Source organism: Streptomyces syringium, assembly GCF_017876625.1.
Taxonomy (GTDB): Bacteria; Actinomycetota; Actinomycetes; order Streptomycetales; family Streptomycetaceae; genus Streptomyces; species Streptomyces syringius.
Genome location: NZ_JAGIOH010000001.1, coordinates 1,301,699 through 1,322,735, shown reverse-complemented (window position 1 = coordinate 1,322,735; position 21,037 = coordinate 1,301,699). Strand labels below are relative to the sequence as shown.

Genomic DNA, 21,037 nt, shown 5'->3' with positions numbered 1-21,037 from the left:
TGATGGCACCCTTTTCCTCCTCCGGAAGCGATCCCCGCGAAGACGGCCCCCGCGCGGCCGACTCACCGGAGACGGCCGCCCGGGAGCCCGTTGCCCGTAGAGCCGTCCCGCGCCGGGCGATCGATGTCGACGCCTACGTCAAGGGTGTGCTGGACGGCAAACGGGCGACCGTCGCCCGCGCCATCACCCTGGTCGAATCGGTACGCGCCGATCACCGGGAAGCCGCCCAGCGGATGCTCACCGAGCTGCTGCCGCACACGGGCACGGCACGCCGGATCGGCATCACCGGCGTGCCCGGCGTGGGCAAGTCCACCTTCATCGACGCCCTCGGGACCCTGCTCACCGGCCTCGGCCACCGGGTCGCCGTGCTGGCCGTCGACCCGTCCTCCACCCGCACGGGCGGCAGCATCCTCGGCGACAAGACCCGCATGGAGCGGCTCGCCGTGGACCCCGCCGCGTTCGTCCGGCCCTCACCCACGGCCGGCACCCTCGGCGGCGTGGCCAAGGCCACCCGCGAGACCATGGTCGTGATGGAGGCGGCGGGCTACGACGTCGTGCTGGTGGAGACCGTCGGCGTCGGCCAGTCGGAGACCGCCGTCGCCAACATGGTCGACACCTTCCTGCTGCTCACCCTCGCCCGGACGGGCGATCAGCTCCAGGGCATCAAGAAGGGCGTCCTGGAGCTGGCCGACATCGTCGCCGTCAATAAGGCCGACGGCCCGCACGAACGCGACGCCAGGTCCGCCGCCCGTGAGCTGGCGGGCGCGCTGCGCCTGCTCCAGGCGCCCGACGCGGCCTGGAACCCACCCGTGCTGACGTGCAGCGCACGGGAGGGCACCGGCCTCGACACCCTCTGGGAGCGGCTGGAACAGCACCGGCGGGTCCTCGACGCCACGGGCGAGCTGGCCGCCAGACGCCGGGAGCAGCAGGTCGACTGGACCTGGACCATGGTCCGTGAGCAACTCCTCGCCGAGCTGCGCGACCACCCCGAGGTGCGCCGCACCGGCCCCGGGCTCGAACAGCGGGTGCGCGAGGGCACACTGCCGGCGAGCCTGGCCGCCGAGCGGCTGCTGGAGGCGTTCCGCGCTCCGCGCGACGGCGGGGGACCGGCCCCGGACACGTCCGGGGCCTGACGCGGCGTCGGCTCCGGGCGGTTCAGGCCGCCAGCGGCTTGTCGAGCACGGCCTTGCGGTGGCTGAACGTCTCGATGGAATAGCGGCCGTGGTAGCGGCCCATGCCGCTCTCGCCGACCCCGCCGAACGGCAGTTCCGGGACGGTGAGGTGCGCCAGCGGCAGCCCGAATCCGAGGCCTCCCGACGAGGTCTCCTCCGCCAGCCGCCGCCGGGTGGTGTCCGCCTCGGTGAACGCGTACAGGGCCAGGGGCTTGTCCCGCTCGTTGACGAAGTCGATCGCCTCGTCGAGCCCCGGCACCTCGACGATCGGCAGGATCGGTCCGAAGATCTCCTCGCGCATGACGGGGGAGTCGGGGCGGACGCCGGCCAGCACGGTCGGCGCGATGTACTTCGCCGCCCGGTCGTGCCCGCCCCCGACGACGACCCGCCCGGAGGCCAGGAGCGCGGTCAGCCGGTCGAAATGCCGGGTGTTGACGATCCGTCCGTACTCGCCGGACGCCGCGGGGTCGGCTCCGTACAGGGCGCCGACCGCCTCGGCCAGGGCGGGCTCCAGGGCGCGGGCGGTCTCCGGGTCGGTCAGCACGTAGTCGGGCGCCACACAGGTCTGGCCCGCGTTGAGGAACTTGCCCGCCGCGAGCCGGGCGGCCACCGTCCGCACGTCCGTGCCCCGGTCGACGAAGACCGGTGACTTGCCGCCGAGTTCCAGGGTGACCGGGGTGAGATGACGGGCCGCGGCCGTCATGACGATCCGGCCCACCGCTCCGTTGCCGGTGTAGAAGATGTGGTCGAAACGCTGCTCCAGCAGCGCCGTGGTCTCCGCAACGCCGCCTTCCACCACGGCCACCGCCCGTGCGTCGAGGTACTCGGGCAGATACCGGGCCAGGGCCGCCGACGTGGCGGGGGCCAGCTCGCTGGGCTTGGCCACCACACAGTTTCCCGCGGCGAGCGCCCCGACGACGGGGGCCAGCAGCAGCTGCGCCGGATAGTTCCACGGCGCGATGACGAGGACGACACCCAGCGGATCGAGGACCGTCCACGCCGAGGCGTCCGCGCCCAGGCGGTCCGGCACGGCGGCGGGCTCGGGGCGCAGCCACTCCTGAAGGTGCTCCAGCGTGTGGTCGATCTCGCGCACGGTGAAGTCGATCTCGGTGCGGTATGCCTCGGCCCGGCTCTTGCCCAGATCCGCGTGGAGCGCCTCGGCGAAGTCCTCGCCCCGCTCGGTGAGCATGGCGCGCAGCGCGCGCAGCCGGCCGGTGCGCCAGGCCAAGGGCTTGGTGGCGCCGGTGCGGAAGAACGCGCGCAGCCGGGCGACGGCGTCGGCGGGCTGCTCGGACTCGTGGGGGCGCATGGTGTCCTCGGTTTCCTTGCCGTTCGGAAGCTTCAGCTGGTGAAGCAATAATATATGTAAACACCAATGATTGAGGTGGTCAAGTTTATCGGGGGTGAGGGGAGCCGTGTCGTGGGGGCCGAGGGGGCGGCGGTGGGGCGGCCGGTGGACGCGTGACCGGACGCGGCGCAATACCGACAGCCCGGAAACCCGGTGGTGAACGCCCATGACATCCTGAGCCGGTCACAGTTCTGCCGGACGGGATCGGCGGACGTCCGGGATTCGAGGATGTACCAATGAGACTCTGCTTCCTGGTGGAGGAGCAGTACCGGCACGACGGAATGCCGGTGGACGTGATCCGCCAACTGACCGCCTGGGGTCACCGGGTGGACGTGGTGCGGCCGGGCGGCTCGCTGCTGAGGCTCTCCGAGACCGTACGCGCGGGCGACCACGACGCCTGGGTGCTCAAGACGGTGTCCGGCGGACCGGGGCTGACGCTGCTGGAAGCCGCCGCCACCCTCGGTCTGACCACGGTGAACGACGCCCGCGCGATCCGCGGCGTGCGCGACAAGGCGCTGGCCGCGGTCGTCGCCGAAGGCCATGGACTGCCCGTCCCGGTGACCTACGCGGCCGCCCGGCCGGAGGAGTTCGCCGAGATACCCGAGGCCGAGTACCCGCTGGTGGTCAAGCCCGCCGACGGCAGCTCGGGGCGGGCGGTCCGGCTGGTGCCGACCCCGGGGGACCTGGTGCCCCCGGGCCGGGAGGGCGGCGGTGAGGGCATGCTCATAGCCCAGCCGTACGTGCCCAACACGGGCGTGGACCTCAAGGTGTACTGCGTCGACGGCGAGTTCTTCGCGACCGAGCGCTGCTCCCCGCTGCACCCCGACCGGCCGCGCCGTGAGCGCCAGGTGCCGCTGACCGCCGAGGTCGCGGCGATCGCCGCCGAGGTCGGGGCCGCCTACGGCCTCGATCTCTACGGGCTGGACGTCGTCCTCGGCCCGGACGGCCCGGTGGTCGTGGACGTCAATGACTTCCCGAGCTTCCGCCAGGTGCCGGACGCGGTGGCCCGGGTGGCGTGGGCCGTCCTGCGGCTGGCCCACGCCGGTACGCAGACGCCCGGGACGGCTTCCGGCCCGTACGCCTCTTCTTATGCTTCCTCCCCTCATGGGGCGTCAGCCCTGGAGCTCCCGGCCCTTCCGGCCGAGCCGGCGCCGGCCTCCGCCCCGGTCGGTGGCATCGCGTGAGGGTCTGTCTGCTGACGCCCGCTCCGGACCATCCGCTGCTGGCCGCGACCGCCGGGCTGCTGACGCCCCGCCACCGGGTCGAGACGCTGGACCCCGGCACGGAGCCCCGCGCGGTGGACTCCTCCGCGCTCGCGGACGTCTATCTGATGAAGACGAGGACGCCCCGTGCCCTGGCCCTCGCCCGTCACCTGGAGGCGCACGGGGCCCCGGTCCTGAACTCGGCCGCGGCGACCGGGCTGTGCCAGGACCGGACGGCCATGGCGGACCTGGCACAGCGCGCCGGGCTGCCCTTCGTCGCCACGGCCACCGCGCCCCGGCTCGGGCACCTGGTGGAGACGGGCGCGCCCCTGACCGCTCCCGTGGTGATCAAGAGCCGCCACAGCCGTCGGCACGACCTGGTGGCCCGCGTCGACGACACCGCGCGGCTGCGGTCCCTGGCCGCCGAGTGGCGCGATGAGCCGGTGGTGGTCCAGCAGTTCACCCCGAACGACGGGTGGGACCACAAGCTCTGGGCGATCGGGGACGAGGTGTTCGCCGAGTTCCGCCGGTCGGAACTGGCCGCGCCCGCGGCCGCGCGGACCCGCCCGCTGCCGGTGCGCGACCTCTCCGCGGACTGGGTCGACATGGTGCGGCGCGTCGGCGAGGTCTTCGCGCTCGACGTGTACGGCGTCGACCTCCTCGATGTGGCGGGAGCGCCGCTCATCGTCGACATCAACGCCTTCCCCGGCGTCCGGGGGCAGCGCGGCGCCCCCGAGGCGCTGGCGGACCTGGCGCTGCGCACGGCGGCCGGCCGGCACCGCCCGCGCATGCTCACTCCCGTCGGCCCGTAGCCGCCGTGGCCGCCGTGGCCGTTGCGGCCGAGGGGGCCAAATGGAACCGCCCGCGCTGATTGGTATCTGTCGATTCCGAATGTGAAGTCGTCCCAGACGGAAGTACTCCGTATTTCCGGCTCCCTTTCCAATGGGGCGACTTTGCTTTTGCTTTACTTTATTTACAAGGCCTTCATGTTAGGTTGCCTGCGTCGGCGGAGTTGACGTGCGCCGACGCACACGCATGGGGGATGCGAAATGATCATGATTCCGGTTCGGTGCCCGTGAGTGGCGCCACGGAGAGCGGCTGTCGCGATATACGCTCGGTCGCAGGATTATGTGCCTGGTTACGCGAGGAATTATCCGTACTGCTCGAATGCCCAGCCGAGAGCATTCGTGATCACGAGACGTTCGCGCGCTACGGAGTCGACTCGCTGCGGGCCACCACGCTGGCCTCGAAACTCTCGGAAGCCCTCGGCAGAAGCGTGCCGGTGGCGCTGCTGTGGGCCTACCCGTCGCTCGCCGCACTCTCGGCCCACCTCCTCGACCGGCCCGGAGAGGAGGCGGGCGACCGCCGCCGGAGGCCCGGCGGCCCGGGCGGGCCGGCCGCCGTGGGGCACGAGCCCATCGCGGTCGTCGGAATGGCCTGCCGATTCCCGATGGCCGACAATACGGCGGAATTCTGGGAGCTGCTGCTTTCCGGTACGGACGCCGTCGGCGCCGTCCCGCCCGGTCGCTGGGACCCCGCCGATTTCGTGGACCCCGACCCGTTCGCCCCGGCGAAAATGATGACCGACCGGGCGGGATATCTTCGCGGTCGGCTCGATGAATTCGACCCGCTGTTCTTCGGGATATCCCCGCGCGAGGCCGCGGAAATGGACCCGCAGCAGCGCCTCTTTCTGGAAGTCGCCTGGGAAGCCCTCGAAAACGCGGGCATGGCGAATGACGCCCTGGCGGGCAGTCGCACCGGGGTATTCGCCGGAGTGATCTGGCACGACTACGCCGATCTCGCCGCACCGGCGCTGCACGGTGTCGTGCCGCACTCCGCCACCGGCCGAGCGCTCAACATGGTGGCGAATCGTCTCTCCTACGCCCTGGGCCTGCGGGGACCGAGCGTCGCCGTCGACACCGCCTGTTCCGCCTCGCTCTACGCCCTGCATCTCGCCTGCCAGAGCCTGTGGCTCGGCGAGTCGGCCGCGGCCGTGGCCGGCGGGGTGAACCTGCTGATCAGCCCGGGTACGAGTGTGGCGCTCAGCAAGTTCGGCGGACTGTCTCCGGACGGCCGCTGCAAGTCCTTCGACACCCGTGCCGACGGCTACGGCCGGGGCGAGGGCTGCGGGGTCGTGGTCCTCAAGCGCCTCTCCCGTGCACTGGCCGACGGGGACGACATCTGGTGTCTCGTTCCGGGCAGCGCGGCGAACAACGACGGCCTCAGTAATGGACTCACGGCTCCCAATCCCCTCGCCCAGGAGGAAGTCCTCCGGGATGCCTATCAGCGGGCCGGCGTGCACCCCGGTGAGGTGCATTTCATCGAAACCCACGGCACGGGCACCGCGCTCGGCGACCCGATCGAGGCCGCCGCGCTGAGCGCCGTACTGTCAGACGGGCGCCCCGCTGACGCACCGCTGATTCTCGGTGCCGTGAAGACGAATATCGGCCATCTCGAAGGCGCCGCCGGCATCGCGGGATTCATCAAGACCGCGCTCGCCCTGCGCCACCGCCGTATTCCACGGAACCTGCATTTCGAGCGGCCCAACCCGCACATCGACTTCGCGGGCCTGGGACTGCGCGTACCCTGCGACGCCGAGCCCTGGCCCGAGGACCGCGCCCTGCTCGCGGGCGTCAGCTCCTTCGGCTGGGGCGGCACCAACGTCCATGTGGTCATGGAGGGGTGGCGAGAGCCCGCCCCGCTGCCCGGAGTCGTCCCCGGACGGCCGCAGGGTGCGAAGGAGACGGCCGACCCGCCGCCCCGGCCGGTCTTCGTCTGCTCCCCGCACGGTCAGCAGTGGGCCGGCATGGGCCGACGGCTCTTCCGCACCGAACCCGTCTTCCGCCGGGCCGTGGAGCGCTGCGACGAAGCGCTCCTGCCCCACACGGGCTGGTCGGTCGTCGACGCCCTCTTCCCCCCGGGCGGGACGGGGCACACCGACCGTACGGATTCCCTGGGGCAGAGCGACGTGACGGCTCGTACGGACGCCACGGACGGCCTCGACCGCGTCGATGTCGCCCAGCCCGTGCTGTTCGCCGTCCAGCTCGGCATCGCCGCCTGGCTCGAAGCGGCGGGAGTGCGCCCCCACGCCGTGGTCGGCACCTGCTTCTCCGAGATCACCGCGGCCGTGATCGCCGGGATCCTCGACCTCCCCGACGGCGCGCGGCTCGTCCACCACTACAGCCGCGCCCAGAGCCGTGTCGCGGGCCGGGGCGGCGCGATGGCCGTCGTCGAACTGCCCGCCGGGGAACTCGCGGAATACACCACGGACGCCCACGGGCTGAGCGTCGCCGGACTGTACGGACCCCGCTCGACCGCCCTGGCCGGGCCCGTCGACGCCCTGCGGACCGCGCTCGCCGTGTGGAAGTCCCGGGGCGTGCTGTGCGGCATGGTGCGCATCGACGCGGCCGTGCACAGCCCGGACATGGACCCCGTCCTGGCGGAGCTGGAGAGCGGGACGGCGGGGATCACCCCGCGCCCCGGCAGGATCCCGATGGTCTCCGCCGTCACCGGCGCGCCCGTCGGATGGCGGGAGATCACCCCGGGCTACTTCGCCCGCGGACTGCGGCAGCCGGTGCGGCTGACCGACGCCGTGGCGCACCTCGCCGCCACCGGCCACGGCCCGTTCGTCGAGATCAGCGCCCACCCCGTGCTGCTGCACGCCCTGCGGCAGCACGTCACGGCCGTCGGCACGATGCGCCGGGGGAGGGACGACCGCGAAGGCCTCGGCGACGCGCTGGAGGAACTGGCACGGGCGGGCGTGCCCCTGACGGACCCGGGGGCCGGGGACCGGGGCGGCGAGCTGTTCACGCTCTCCGCCGCGACCCCGGAGGCGCTGCGCGAACTGGCCCGCCGCACCGCTGCCGCGGCTGCCCCGCCCGCCCCGGCCCCGCTGCGCGACCTCGCGCACACGGCCGCCCGCAGGACCCACCACGCGTGGCGGCTCTCGGTCGTCGCCCGCGACACCGACGAGCTCGGCGCCGCACTGAGCGCCTTCGCACGCGGCGAGGAGCCCGCCGGGCTGCACGTCTCGGCCGCGCCCGTCGTCGACCCGCCCAAGGTGGCCTTCGTCTTCCCGGGCCAGGGCTCGCAATGGATCGGCATGGGCCGCGAACTCGCCCGTCACGAACCGGAGTTCCACGCCGCCCTGCGCGAGTGCGACGACGCCGTCGGGGCGTACGCGGGATGGTCCGTACTGGACGAACTCGTCGCCGAAGAGCCGGACTCGCGGCTCGCGCGCATCGACGTGGTGCAGCCGATGCTCTTCTCGGTCGAGGTCGCGCTCGCCGCGCTCTGGCGCTCCTGGGGCGTCGTGCCCGACGCCGTCGTCGGCCACAGCATGGGCGAGATCGCGGCCGCACACGTCGCCGGGGTGCTCGGCCTGGAGGATGCCGTTCGGATCATCTGCGGCCGCAGCGCCCTGCTGCGCCGCGTCAGCGGGCAGGGCGCGATGCTCGCCGCCGAACTCACCCTGGAGGAGGCGCTCCGCGCCGTCCGGGGACACGAGGAGTCCGTCGCCGTCGCCGTGAGCAACAGCCCGCGCTCCACGGTCCTGTCCGGCGACGAGCGGGTCCTCACGGACATCTCGCGCGAGCTCGACCGGTCCGATGTCTTCTGGCGGTGGGTGAAGGTCGACGTGGCCTCGCACAGCCCTCAGGTGGACCCGCTGCGCGAGGATCTCCTCGCCACCCTCCGCGGCATCGCGCCGCGCCCCGGCACGGTGCCGTTCCACTCGACCGTCACGGGCGAGGTGGCCCCGGGCGAAAGTCTCGACGCGCACTACTGGGTGCGCAATCTGCGCGACCCGGTGCTCTTCTCGGACCGGATCGGGCGGCTGCTGCGGGACGGCGTGGGCGCCTTCGTGGAGATGAGCCCGCACCCCGTCCTCGTGCCGACCGTCGGCCAGTCCATCGCCCACGCGGGCGACGGCCGGGCGCAGGCCCTGCCCTCGCTCCGCCGCCACGAAGCGGAACGGGCGGTGCTGCTGGAGTCGTTGGGAAGACTCCATGTCCTGGGCTGCCGCGCCGACGTGGGCCGGGCCAACAGCCCCGGACGGCACGGCGCCCCGCTGCCCGCCTACCCCTGGCAGCGCGACCGGCACTGGCCGGACCACCTCACCTTCGGGGCACCTGCCGCACCGCCCCTCGGCCCCGCCGACGGCCCCGGGCCGGGTGACGTCCCCACGGCCGGCGCACCGGCGCCCCCCGAGGAGAGCGCGGAGGACCGGGTCCGCCGGCACGTGGCCCGGGTGGCGAAGATCGCCGCCGCCCGTATCGACGCGGCCGTGCCCCTGCGCTCGTACGGCATCGACTCCGTCATGTCCCTGGAACTGCGCAACCGGCTCGAAGGCGAGTTCGGGGTGAGCCTGTCCGCCACGGTCATCTGGAACCACCCGACCGTCGCCGGACTGGCAGACCTCCTCGCCGGGCCGGCCGGACCACCCGCACCGGACCTGCCCGCCGCGGCCGCCACCGAGGAGCCGGGGAGCGAGAGCCGGGAGCCCTACGACACGGGCCATGACGGCCTGAGCCCCGAGGAGCTCCTCGACCGTGAACTCGCCGAACTCAACGCACGCTTGGAGACCCTCTGAGATGAGTACATCCCGCGAGCCGGGCGCGGGGGCGCCCGACCCGCGCCTCACCAAGGCGCTCACGGCAATCAAGGACCTACGGGCGAAGATCGACGCGCTGGAGGACGCCCGGCGCGCACCGCTGGCCGTCGTCGGCATCGGCTGCCGGCTCCCCGGCGGGGTCACCTCCGCCGCCTCCTTCTGGCACCTGCTCGAGAACGGCGTCGACGGGATCAGCGAAGTCCCCGCCTCCCGATGGGACATGGACGCCTTCTACGACCCCGACCCCGAGACGCCCGGCCGGACGGCCGTGCGCTACGGCGGCTTCCTCGACGACGTCGACGCCTTCGACCCGTACTTCTTCGGCATCTCGCCCCGCGAGGCGGAGCGCATGGACCCGCAGCAGCGGCTCTTCCTCGAAGTGGCCTGGGAGGCCCTGGAGGACGCGGGGCTGACCAGGAAGCGGCTGAGCGGCAGCGCCACCGGGGTGTTCGTGGGCACCAACTGCTCCGACTACCTCCAGATGCAGCTCGCCGACCCGGCCGACATCGACACCTACACCGTCCTCGGCGGCCTCGCCTTCGCCATCCCCAACCGGCTCTCCTACCTCCTGGACCTGCGGGGTCCGAGCATGGCCATGGACACCGCCTGCTCCTCCTCGCTCGTCGCCGTGCACACCGCGGCCACCAGCCTGCGCACCGGGGAGTGCGACACGGCGGTCGTCGGCGGGATGAACCTGATCCTCTCCCCGCACGCCATGGTGGCCCACACCAAGGGCCTGCCGATCGCCGCCGACGGCCGGTGCAAGACCTTCGACGCGCGCGCCGACGGCTACGTCCGCGGCGAGGGCGTCTGCGCGGTCGTCCTCAAGCGGCTCCCCGACGCGGTGGCCGCCGGGGACCGGATCTGGGCCGTCATCCGCGGCACGGCCGTCAACCAGGACGGGCTGACCAACGGTCTCGCCGCGCCCAACGGCCGGTCCCAGCGCGACGTCATCGAACAGGCCCTCGCCAACGCCCGGCTCGAACCCTCGCAGATCACCCTGCTCGAAGCGCACGGCACCGGCACCTCCCTCGGCGACCCGATCGAGGTCGAGGCCCTGGACTCGGTGTACGGGCGGGTGGACGAGGACGGCGACAGCTGCGCGCTGGGCTCCGTCAAGACGAACGTGGGGCACGTCGAGGCGGGCGCGGGCCTCGTCGGAATGATCAAGACGGCGCTGTCCGTGCACCACCGCCGGATCATCCCCAACCTGCACTTCGAGACCATCAACCCGCACCTCTCCCTCGACGACAGCCGGCTCTACATCCCCACCGCGCCCCGGGACTGGGACGTACCCGACGAGCGATGTCACGCCGCGGTGAGTTCCTTCGGAGCGGGCGGCACCAACGCCCACGTCATCCTCGGCCCCGCGCCCGCCGCGCGGCCCGTGACCACTGCGGCCCAGGACGCCGCGACCGGCTCCGGGCCCTGGCTGATCCCGGTCTCGGCGCCCACGCGGCGGGCCCTCGCGCCCATGGCCGCGGCCTACCGCGACTTCCTCCTCTCGGCCCCCGGCCGCGCCGTGCCGCTGGGGGACATCGCCTGGTCGGCGGCCCACCGCAGGACCCACCACGAACACCGCTGCGCCGTCGTCGCGGACTCCCACGAGGAGGCGGCCGAACAGCTCACGGAGTGGCTCGAGGGCCGGGGCGGCACCGGTGTCGTGACCGGTTCCACCACCAGCGCCGTCGACCGCGGTGTGGTCTTCGTCTTCCCCGGCCAGGGCTCCCCGGGCGCCGGCACCGGCAGCGAGCTGATGGACACCTGCCCCGTCTTCCGCGACACCGTCACGGAGGCCGACGCGGCCCTGCGCCGGTGGACCGGCCGGTCCGTCGTCGAGGAGATCCACGGCGCCGGCGACGCGGGGGACGACCGCGCCGAGCCGCGGGGGCAGGGCATCGGCCAGCCCGCCCTGTTCGCCGTCGGGGTGGGCCTCGCGGCCCACTGGCGCTCCCTGGGCCTCGAACCCGACGCCGTCATCGGCCACAGCATGGGCGAGGTCGCCGCGGCGTACGTCGCCGGGGTGCTGAGCCTGGACGACGCCGCGCGGATCGTCTGCCGGCGCGCGGACCTGCTGGGCCGGATCCACGGCCGGGGCACGATGCTGGCGGCGGCCCTGCCCCGGACGGAAGCCGAGGCGCTCCTGGACGGGCGCCGGGACCGGGTGTCGGTGGCTGTGTGCAACAGCGCCGTCTCCACGATGTTCTCGGGCGACCCGGCGGCGCTGGACGAGATCGCCCACGAGCTGCGCGCGCGCAATGTCCTGTGCCGGCCGGTCGGGACGGACATCGCCTGGCACAGCCCGCAGACGGACCCGCTGCGCGCGGACCTGCTCGCCGCACTGGCCGGCATCACCCCGAGGACGGCGAAGATCCCCGTCCTGTCGGGCGTGACCGGCCGGCTCTGCGACGGAACGGGCTTCGACGCCGCGTACTGGGCACGCCAACTGCGTGAACCCGTGCTGTTCGGGGACGGCGTCGGCACGCTGCTGGAGGGCGGCCACGGCGTCTTCGTCGAGATGAGCCCGCACCCCACCCTGCTGTCCGCCGTCGAGCAGGTGCTCGAACCGGCCGGTAAGGAGGGCCTGTTGCTGCCCTTCTCGCGAAGTGGCGAGGGGGAGCGCCGGGCCATGACCGCGTCGCTGGGCGCACTGCACGCCCACGGCTTCCCCGTGCCCGCCGACGCGGTGTTCCCGGCCGAGGGCCGCGCGGTCGCGCTGCCGTCCTACGCCTGGCAGCGGGAGCGGTTCTGGTTCCGGAGCGGGCCCCGGGCCGGGAGTACCGGTCCGGCCCCCGCATCGTCGCCCACGGCGTCTCCCGTGCCCTCGCCCGCGCCGTCTCCTGTGCCGCCTCCCACGGCGGGAACGCGGGACCGGGCGCCCGCCGGGCACGACCGGGACGGCGTCTTCACCGCGGTGCTCGACGCGGTGAGCGACCTCCTGCACCTCGACCGCGAACGGGTCGACCCCGACAGCGGCTTCTTCCAGATGGGGATGGACTCCCTGCTCGCCACCCAGGTGCGACGGCGGGTCGAAGCACGGCTCGGGCGCAAGCTGCCCGCGACGGTCATGTTCGAACACCCCACCGTCAACGGCCTCACCGACCACCTGGCCGAAGCGGCCGAAGCGGCCGGAACAGTCGCACCGGACACTCCGCGGCGGCACCACGCCGCCCAGGAATCCGTCGAGGAATCCGTCGAGGGGCTCTCCGAGGACCGGCTCCTCGCGATCCTGGCCGACGAAATACGTGCAACGGGGAGCACACGATGACCACGATCACCGAGCCCGGTGACCTCACCGGCGCGAACGCCGCCCGGCCCGAGGGCCGGGAGACCGACCGCAACGCCGTGCTCGTCCAGAGCATCCAGGAGATCCGCCGGCTCCGCGCCGAGGTGGCCGCACAGACCCGGGCCGGGACGGAACCCGTCGCGATCGTCGGCATGGCCTGCCGGATGCCCGGTGGCGCCGACGGACCCGAGGCCTTCTGGGAGTTCCTGCGCGACGGCGGGGACGGCATCCGCGAGATCCCCGACTCCCGCTGGGACACCGGGCGCTTCCACGATCCCGACCCCCGGGCACCGGGCCGGACCTACACCCGGCGGGCCGGGCTGCTGTCCGACGTGGACCGCTTCGACGCGTCCTTCTTCGGCATCGCCCCGCGCGAGGCCGCCACCCTCGACCCGCAGCAGCGGCTGCTGCTGGAGACCGGCTGGGAGGCGCTGGAGCACGCGGGCCGGCGCCCCGACGGCCTGGCGGGCAGCGCCACCGGCGTCTTCCTCGGCATCACCAACAACGACTACGGCCAGCAGCAGTTGTACCAAGTGGCCCCCGAGCGGCTGGAGGCCCACGCCCTCACCAGCAACGCCTCCACGTTCGCCGCGGGCCGGCTGTCGTACTGGCTCGGCCTCAACGGCCCCAGCATGTCCGTCGACACGGCCTGCTCCTCCTCGCTCGTCGCGGTCCACCTGGCCGTGCAGAGCCTGCGCTCCGGGGAGTCCTCGACGGCGCTGGCCGGCGGGGTCAACGTCCTGCTCTCCCCGGAGTGGTTCGTGGTGCTGTCCAAGGCCCGCATGCTGGCCCCCGACGGCCGCTGCAAGACCTTCGACGCCGCCGCCGACGGCTATGTGCGCAGCGAGGGCTGCGGCATGGTCGTCCTGAAGCGGCTGTCCGACGCGGAGGCCGACGGCGACCGGGTATGGGCGGTGATCCGGGGCTCGGCGGTGAACCAGGACGGCCGCAGCAGCGGCGTCACCGTGCCCAACGCCACCGCGCAGAAGGACGTCATCCGGCGGGCGATGGCCGTCGCCTCCGTACCCGCCCGCCGCATCGGCTACGTCGAGGCGCACGGCACGGGCACCCCGCTCGGCGATCCCATCGAGCTGCGGGCGCTGCGCGCCGCGCTCGGCGAGCACGAGGGCACCGAGCCGCTCCCGGTCGGATCGGTGAAGACCAACGTCGGCCATCTGGAGCCGGCCGCCGGGATCGCGGGACTCATCAAGGTCGTCATGTCCCTGCACCACAAGGAGATCCCGCCGCACCTGCACCTGCGCGAGGTCAACCCCGAGATCCCGCTCGACGAACTGCGCCTGCGCGTGCCCACGGCCCGCACACCGTGGCCCGCGCCGGAGGACGGCCCCCGCGCCGGTTCGGTCAGCTCCTTCGGGGCCAGCGGCACCAACGCGCACATCGTGCTGGAGGAGGCACCCGCCCCGCCCCCCGTCGCCGCGGACGCCGGCGACGGACCGGGGGACCGTACGACCCATGTGCTGGCGCTCTCGGCGAAGAGCCCCGCCGCGCTGACGGCCCTCGCGGAGCGCTACCACGACCACCTGGGCGCGCCGGCGGAGACCGCCGGGGGCAGTGCCGCCGATCTCTGCTTCACGGCCAACACCGCGCGGGCGCACTTCCCGCACCGCCTCGCCGTGACCGGCGCCACCGCCGCCGAGCTGCGCGAACGGCTCACGGAGGGCGCCCAGGGCGCGGCGCGGCGGGGGTACGCCCCCGCCGGCAGCCGCACCCGGCCGGTGTTCCTCTTCACCGGCCAGGGCGCCCAGTACCCCGGCATGGCCCGGGCGGCCGACACCACCGAACCGGTCTTCCGCGCCGCCCTGGACCGGTGCGACGGGGTGCTGCGGCCGCTGCTCGGCCGTCCGCTGCGCGAGGTGCTCCACCCGCGCCCGGAGGACGCGGGGCTCGTCCACGAGACCCGGTTCACCCAGCCCGCGCTCTTCGCGGTGGAGTTCGCGCTCGCCGAGCTGTGGCGCTCCTGGGGGGTGACGCCGGCGGCCGTGCTCGGACACAGCGTCGGCGAGCTGGTCGCGGCCACCGTCGCGGGCGTGCTGAGCCCCGAGGACGGGCTGCGGCTGGCCGCGCACCGCGGCCGGCTGATGCAGGACCTCGGCGGGGAAGGCGCCATGGCCGCGGTCCTCGCCGGGGAGGAACGGGTGCGCGAGGCCCTCGCGCCGTACGCGGCGGAGGTGTCCCTCGCCGCGGTGAACGGCCCGGACAGCGTCGTCGTCTCGGGGGCGTCCGCCGCGGTCGGACGGCTGCGCGAGGCGCTCGCCGAACAGGGGGTCCGTACCAAGGACATCCGGGTCACCCGCGCCTTCCACTCCCCGCTCATGGACCCCGTCCTCGACGCGTTCGAGGCGGAGGCCGCGCGGATCGCCTACGGTCCGGCACGGATCCCGCTCGTCTCCAACGTCACCGGTGAGGTCCTCCTCGGCGAGGGCGTCTACGACGCCGCCTATCTGCGCGCCCACATCCGGCGGCCGGTGGACTTCCACGCGGGCATGCGGACCCTGTACGGGCAGGGCCACCGCGTCTTCCTGGAGGCGGGCCCGAGCCCGACCCTGCTGGGGATGGCGGACTGCTTCGCACCGGAGGCGACCGAGGGGACCGACGGGCCGGAGGGGGGCGGGTATCTCTTCCTGCCCTCGCTGCGGCCCCGCCACGACGACGGACGGGTGCTGGCCGACAGCCTCGCCGCGCTGTACACGGCCGGGGCGGCCGTGGACTGGGACGCCTACGACAGCGGGCGCGGCCGTCGGCGCACCACCGCACCCCTCTACCCCTTCCAGCGCACCCGCCACTGGTCCGAACCGAGCCCGCCGGCTGTCGCACCACCCGCGCCCGCGCCCGCCGACCGGTCCGCCGACGAGGCCGGGAGCGAGGCTGTCCGGCCGCTCCTCGGCCGTCGGGTGCCCTCGCCGCTGGAGGTGGTCCAGTACGAGTCCCGGCTGAGCCCCCTGACCCACCGCTGCCTCGGCGACTGCGTCGTGGACGGCCTGCCCGTCGTCAACATCGGCGTCTATCTGGAGGCGGTCTTCGCAGCCGTGCACGACCTCCGGAGCCCCGGCCCGGTGACGGTACGGGACCTGCTGGTCCTGCAGAGCCTGGTCATCGACCAGGGCGAGACCAGGAACGCCCAGCTCCTCGTCGAACCCGCCGCCGACGGACAGCACTCCTTCGGCTACTACGCCGAACACCAGGGCGAGGACGGCCCCCACTGGTTGCAGCACGCCCGCGGCACGGCCGCCCCGGGCCCCGGGACACCGCCCGGCGCCGTCGACACGGCCGCCGTCCGCGCCCGCCTCGGCCGCGTGACGACCGGCGAGGAGTTCTACCACCGCATGTGGCAGCGCCGCGTGTACCTGGGGACATCGGCCCAGTGGGTGGAGGAGGTCCGGCACGCCCCCGGTGAGGCGCTCGCCCGGATGCGCGCGCCACGGCCCGAGGAGTCCGCGTCCTATCTGCTGCACCCCGGACTCACCGACGCCATGTTCCAGACCCTCTTCGCCTGCCCGCCCGAAGGGACCCCGCGCGACGCGGTGTTCATGCTCGTGGGAGTGGACCGGTTCGTGCTGCACGACTACGACCGGACCCGGCCGCTGCTGTGCCACGCGACGGTCCTGCCGTCCGCGGACCCCGCCTCGACCATCGCCGCGACCGTACGGCTGCTGACCGAGGACGGGCACCCGGTGGCCGAGGCCGAGGGCGTCTACCTCAAGCGGGCCGAGCGCTCCCGGCTGCTGCCCGCCGCCCAGGGCCGGCCCGACGGGACGCCGGCTCACAAGGCACCGACGCCGGCCCCCGCCGCCCGTACTCCCGCACCACGCCCGGCCGCCGGGCCCACCGAGCCCGTACGGGACGTGCTCACGCGCATCATCGGCCGGGCGCTCGGCGCCGACCCGGCCGAGCTCGACCTGCACGAGCCGCTGCCGGGCCTCGGCCTGGACTCGCTCATGGCCCTGGAGGTCAAGGACGCGCTCGCGCGGGAGCTCGGCATCTCCCTGCCCCTGGTCGCCTTCCTCGAAGGGCGCAGCATCACACAACTCGGCGACGAGGCACGGGCCCTGCGCGGCGAGGAGGACCCGGAGCCGGGTCCCGACCCGGACAGCGCCGTGGACCCGGACACCGGCGAGCGGCCCACGGCGGCTGCCGGCGCGGGCACGGGATCCGCGCTCCCCGCCCTGCTCCGCGACGAGGAGGGCCGGTACGAACCCTTCGCGCTCACCGACCTCCAGCAGGCCTACCTGGTGGGCCGGACCAGTGCCTTCGAACTCGGCTCCGTCTCCACCTACTTCTTCCTGGAGGTCGACGTCGAGGCCGACGTGGACCGCCTCGCCGCCGCCCTGCGCACCCTGATCACACGGCACGACATGCTCCGCGCGGTCGTCAGCCCCGACGGCTACCAGCGGGTGCTCGACCGGGTGTCGGACTACGAGCTGCGCACCCTCGACCTGCGCGAGCACACCGACAGCGCGCGCGAGGAGCGCCTCGCCGCCGTCCACGAGGAGATGAAGCACCAGGTCTTCGACACCTCCGTCTGGCCGCTGTTCGACATCCGGGCCACACGCCTGGACGAACGCCGAACCCGCTTGCACATCGGTCTCGATGCCCTCATCATCGACGCCTGGAGCACCTCCCTTCTCCTCGAGGAATGGGCGACCGTGTACCGCGAGGGCGCCGACGCGCTGGCCGAACTGTCGCTCACCTACCGGGACTACGTCCGCACCGCCAAAATGATCGAAGGCACCCCTCCGCACGCGGCGGCAGAGGCGTACTGGGAGGAGCGGCTGCCCACACTGCCGCCGGCCCCCGAGCTGCCCCTGGCCAAGAACTCGGCCACCGTGGAGCACCCCCGGTTCACCCACCGCTCCGTCCGGCTCGACGCGGCGGCGTGGGCCGGGTTCAAGCGGCGCGCGACGGCCGCCGGGGTCACCCCGTCGGCGGCGCTGTGCACGGCCTACTCCCAAGTCCTCGCCGCCTGGAGCAAGTCGGGCCGCTTCACCCTCAACGTGCTGTTCTTCAACCGGCTGCCGCTGCACCCCGACGTCGGCAAGGTCGTCGGCAACTTCAGCGCCACCACCCTGCTGGAGGTGGACGCCGCGGCGACCGAGGGTTTCGCCGTCCGCGCCGAGCGGGTGCAGAAACAGCTGTGGACCGACCTCGAGCACAGCCAGGTCTCCGGCGTCGACGTGCTGCGCCGGCTCAACCGGCGGCGGGGCACGGCCGCCATGGCCACCATGCCGGTCGTCTTCGCGAGCATGGTGAACTTCGCCGCGGGCCAGGACTCGGCCGCCTCCACCGGGGTCGCCCAGCACCTGGTCGGGCTCGGCGAGTCCGGCCGGGAGGTCAGCAGTTCCATCCGCACCCCCCAGGTCTGGCTCGACCACCAGGTCGTGGAGGACGCGGGTGAACTGGTCGTCAACTGGGACGTCATCGAGGAGATCTTTCCCGCGGGAATGATCGACGCGATGTTCACCGCGTACGTCGCGACCCTGCGCGAACTGTGCGCGGACGACGAGGCGTGGCGGCGCCCGGCCGCGGCCCTGGTGCCCGCCGCCGACCTCGACGTACGGGCCCAGGTCAATGCCACGGCCGGCCCCGTCCCCGAGGGGCTGCTGCACGAGCCCTTCGTCGCCCGCGCGGCCCTCACCCCGGACGCGCCGGCCGTTCTCACGGCGGAGCGGACGATCACCTACGGGGAGCTGGACCGCCACGCCAACCGCCTCGACCACGCGCTGCGCGCCCAGGGGGTACGACCCGGCGACCTCGTCGGCATCGTCATGGACAAGGGCTGGGAGCAGCTCGCCGCGGCCATCGGCATCCTCAAGTCGGGCGCGGCGTACGTCCCGGTCGACGCGGCCGTACCGGCCGAGCGGCTGCGGAGGCTGCTGGACATCGCCGGGATCCGTGTGGTCCTGACCCAGCCGTGGGTGGAGGTCGCCACGGACTGGCCGGCGGACACCGTACGGCTGACCGTCGACGCGGCCTCCGGGGCCGGTGCCGCTCCCGCCGGGGAGGACACCGCGCTGCCCGCGCCCGACGTCTCGCCCGGTGATCTGGCCTACGTCATCTTCACCTCGGGATCGACCGGGCTGCCCAAGGGCGTGATGATCGAGCACGGCGCCGCGCTCAACACCGTCCGCGACGTCAACGACACCTACGGCATCACCGAGCACGACCGGGTCCTCGCGCTCTCGGCACTCAACTTCGACCTGTCGGTCTACGACGTCTTCGGACTGCTGGCCGCGGGCGGCGCCGTCGTCCTGCCCGAGCCCGGCGCGCACCGCGAACCGGCCCGCTGGGCGGAGCTCATGGTCGCGCACGACGTCACGGTGTGGAACAGCGTCCCCACCCTGATGGAGATGTTCACCGAACACGCCCTCGCCGAGGGCCTCGGGGAGCTGCTCTCGCTGCGCGTGGTCATGATGAGCGGCGACTGGATACCCGTCACCCTCCCCGACCGGATCCGCGCCCTGGTGCCGGGCGCCGAGATCTGGAGCCTGGGCGGGGCCACGGAGGCCGCCATCTGGTCGATCCGCTACCGCGTCGAGGACGTCGACCCGTCCTGGACGGCCGTCCCCTACGGCAAGCCCATGCGCAACCAGCGCTTCCACGTCCTGGACGACGCCCTGCGGCCCTGCCCGGTCTGGGTGCCCGGCCACCTCTACATCGCCGGCACCGGACTGGCACGCGGCTATCTCGGGGACGAGGCGAAGACCCGGGCGAGCTTCCCGCGCCACCCGGTGACCGGCGAGCGGCTCTACCGGACCGGTGACCTGGGCCGCTGGCTGCCCGACGGGAACATCGAGTTCCTGGGCCGCGAGGACTTCCAGGTCAAGATCAACGGCTATCGCGTCGAGCTGGGCGAGGTCGAGGCCGCGCTGCTGCGGCGGCCCGAGGTACGCGCGGCGGTCGCGGCGGCCACGGGCGCGCGGCACGAGGCGAAGCGGCTCGTCGCCTACGTCGTCCTCGACGACGAGCCGGGCGCGGCCGCCACGGCCGACGAGCCCGCCACCACGGGCGCCCTGGACCGGGCCCTGCGCGCGGAGCTGCCCGACTATCTCGTGCCCCACCGCATCGTCGTCCTCGACCGCCTGCCGCTGAGCGCCAACGGCAAGGTCGACCGGGCGGCGCTGCCCGCACCCGACGCGCACCCGCGGGGCACGGAAGGCACCGTCCCGCCCCGGGATGAGACGGAGCGGGAACTGGCCGACATCTGGGGCGAGTTCTTCGACGAACGACCGGTCGGCGTCACCGCGAGCTTCTTCGACCTCGGTGGCAACTCCCTGCTCGCCGTCCGGCTGATGGGCCGGATCCAGGCCCGCACCGGCCGCTCACTGCCCCTGTCGACACTCTTCGCCCGGCCCACCATCGAGCTGCTGGCCGAGACCCTGCGCGACGCCGGCGACGGCTCCGCCGACCGGCGCGCCGCCCTGGTGCCGATCCGGCCGGAGGGAACGGCGGTCCCCCTGATCTTCGTCCACCCGGTGGGGGGCGACGTCCTGTGCTACTCCGAACTCGCCTCCCTGCTGGACGAGGACCAGCCCTTCTACGGGCTCCAGGTCCCCGACCTCGACGAGCCGCCGGCCACCGTGCCGGCGATGGCCGCCCACTACGCACAGGCGATCACCGAACGGTTCCCCGACGGCCCGTACCGCCTCGGCGGCTGGTCGATGGGCGGGGTCCTCGCACTGGAGATATCGGCCCTGCTCACCGAGGCGGGCAAGGACGTCGAACTGCTCGCACTGATCGACCTCCTGGAACCCCCGGGGCAGGCGGCCCCGGGCGGCCGTGCCCCCGAGGACGTCGACGACGCGGCGCTGCTCGCGTGGTTCGCCCGCGACCTCGCCGGACTCGCGGGACGGAGCTGGGATCCCGAGCCCGGGCTGTTCCGGACGGCCGACGGCACGGCCTCCGTCGAGGCGCTCCACGACCACGCCTGCCGCGAGGGCGTCCTGCCCGCTGACATCGCCCCGGACACCCTGAAGCGGATCGTCGAACGCTTCTGCCGCAACTCCCGTGCCCTCATGGGACACCGGCCGCGCAACCACCCGGTCTTCGCCGGCCGGACCCTCCTCTGCCGCGCCGAGGACGGCGGCGCCACCCGGGAGACGACGGCGGCGTGGGCGGCCCTACTGCCCGGCGACCACGAGATCACCGAGGTGCCGGGGGACCACTACACCGCGATGGCCCGGCCGCACCTCGCCGCCCTGGCGGGCGAACTGCGCGCCGCACTGGCCGCCGGACAGGGAGAGGGGGTGGTCGCCGGAGCGGACACCGGGCCGTGAACCGGCCGCATTCGCTCGCGCCGGTGCCCGGCAGCCCGATCGGGCGGCCCGTGCGAGCCCACGCCAGACGGACCAAGCACCACCGGCAGGCGCCGAACCATCGTCTGCCGCATCTCATACCGAAAGC

At 73.7% G+C, this 21,037-nt stretch carries 7 protein-coding genes; 6 read left to right on the top strand and 1 reads right to left on the bottom strand.

Annotated features, from left to right (window positions below):
• The first annotated feature begins 2 nt into the window (after positions 1–2).
• Positions 3–1,133, top strand: a complete 1,131-nt coding sequence (gene meaB, locus JO379_RS05800) for a methylmalonyl Co-A mutase-associated GTPase MeaB (protein ID WP_209514222.1) — start codon at positions 3–5, stop codon at positions 1,131–1,133.
• Between the two features lie 22 nt (positions 1,134–1,155).
• Here meaB and JO379_RS05795 read toward each other — a convergent pair whose 3' ends face one another.
• The gene (locus tag JO379_RS05795) at positions 1,156–2,481 is read right to left on the bottom strand and encodes an aldehyde dehydrogenase family protein (RefSeq protein ID WP_209518542.1); all 1,326 of its coding nucleotides are present in this window, start codon (positions 2,479–2,481) and stop codon (positions 1,156–1,158) included.
• A 275-nt stretch (positions 2,482–2,756) separates the two neighbouring features.
• Here JO379_RS05795 and JO379_RS05790 point away from each other — a divergent pair, with 275 nt between their 5' ends.
• The 5 genes from JO379_RS05790 to JO379_RS05770 all read left to right on the top strand — a co-directional run bounded on the left by JO379_RS05790 (position 2,757) and on the right by JO379_RS05770 (position 20,910).
• Positions 2,757–3,704, top strand: a complete 948-nt coding sequence (locus JO379_RS05790) for an ATP-grasp domain-containing protein (protein ID WP_130876653.1) — start codon at positions 2,757–2,759, stop codon at positions 3,702–3,704.
• Positions 3,701–4,534 (top strand): ATP-grasp domain-containing protein, encoded by an 834-nt coding sequence (locus tag JO379_RS05785; RefSeq protein WP_209514220.1) that lies wholly within the window; start codon positions 3,701–3,703, stop codon positions 4,532–4,534. The genes JO379_RS05790 and JO379_RS05785 overlap by 4 nt, the downstream gene beginning before the upstream one ends.
• Before the next feature lie 230 nt (positions 4,535–4,764).
• Positions 4,765–9,312, top strand: a complete 4,548-nt coding sequence (locus tag JO379_RS33635; RefSeq protein ID WP_281066572.1) for a type I polyketide synthase — start codon at positions 4,765–4,767, stop codon at positions 9,310–9,312.
• Between the two features lies 1 nt (position 9,313).
• Complete coding sequence (locus JO379_RS05775; protein ID WP_209514216.1) at positions 9,314–12,601, top strand: type I polyketide synthase; 3,288 nt, start codon at positions 9,314–9,316, stop codon at positions 12,599–12,601.
• Positions 12,598–20,910 (top strand): hybrid non-ribosomal peptide synthetase/type I polyketide synthase, encoded by an 8,313-nt coding sequence (locus JO379_RS05770; protein WP_209514214.1) that lies wholly within the window; start codon positions 12,598–12,600, stop codon positions 20,908–20,910. Before JO379_RS05775 ends, JO379_RS05770 begins: the two co-directional genes overlap by 4 nt.
• Positions 20,911–21,037 lie beyond the last annotated feature (127 nt).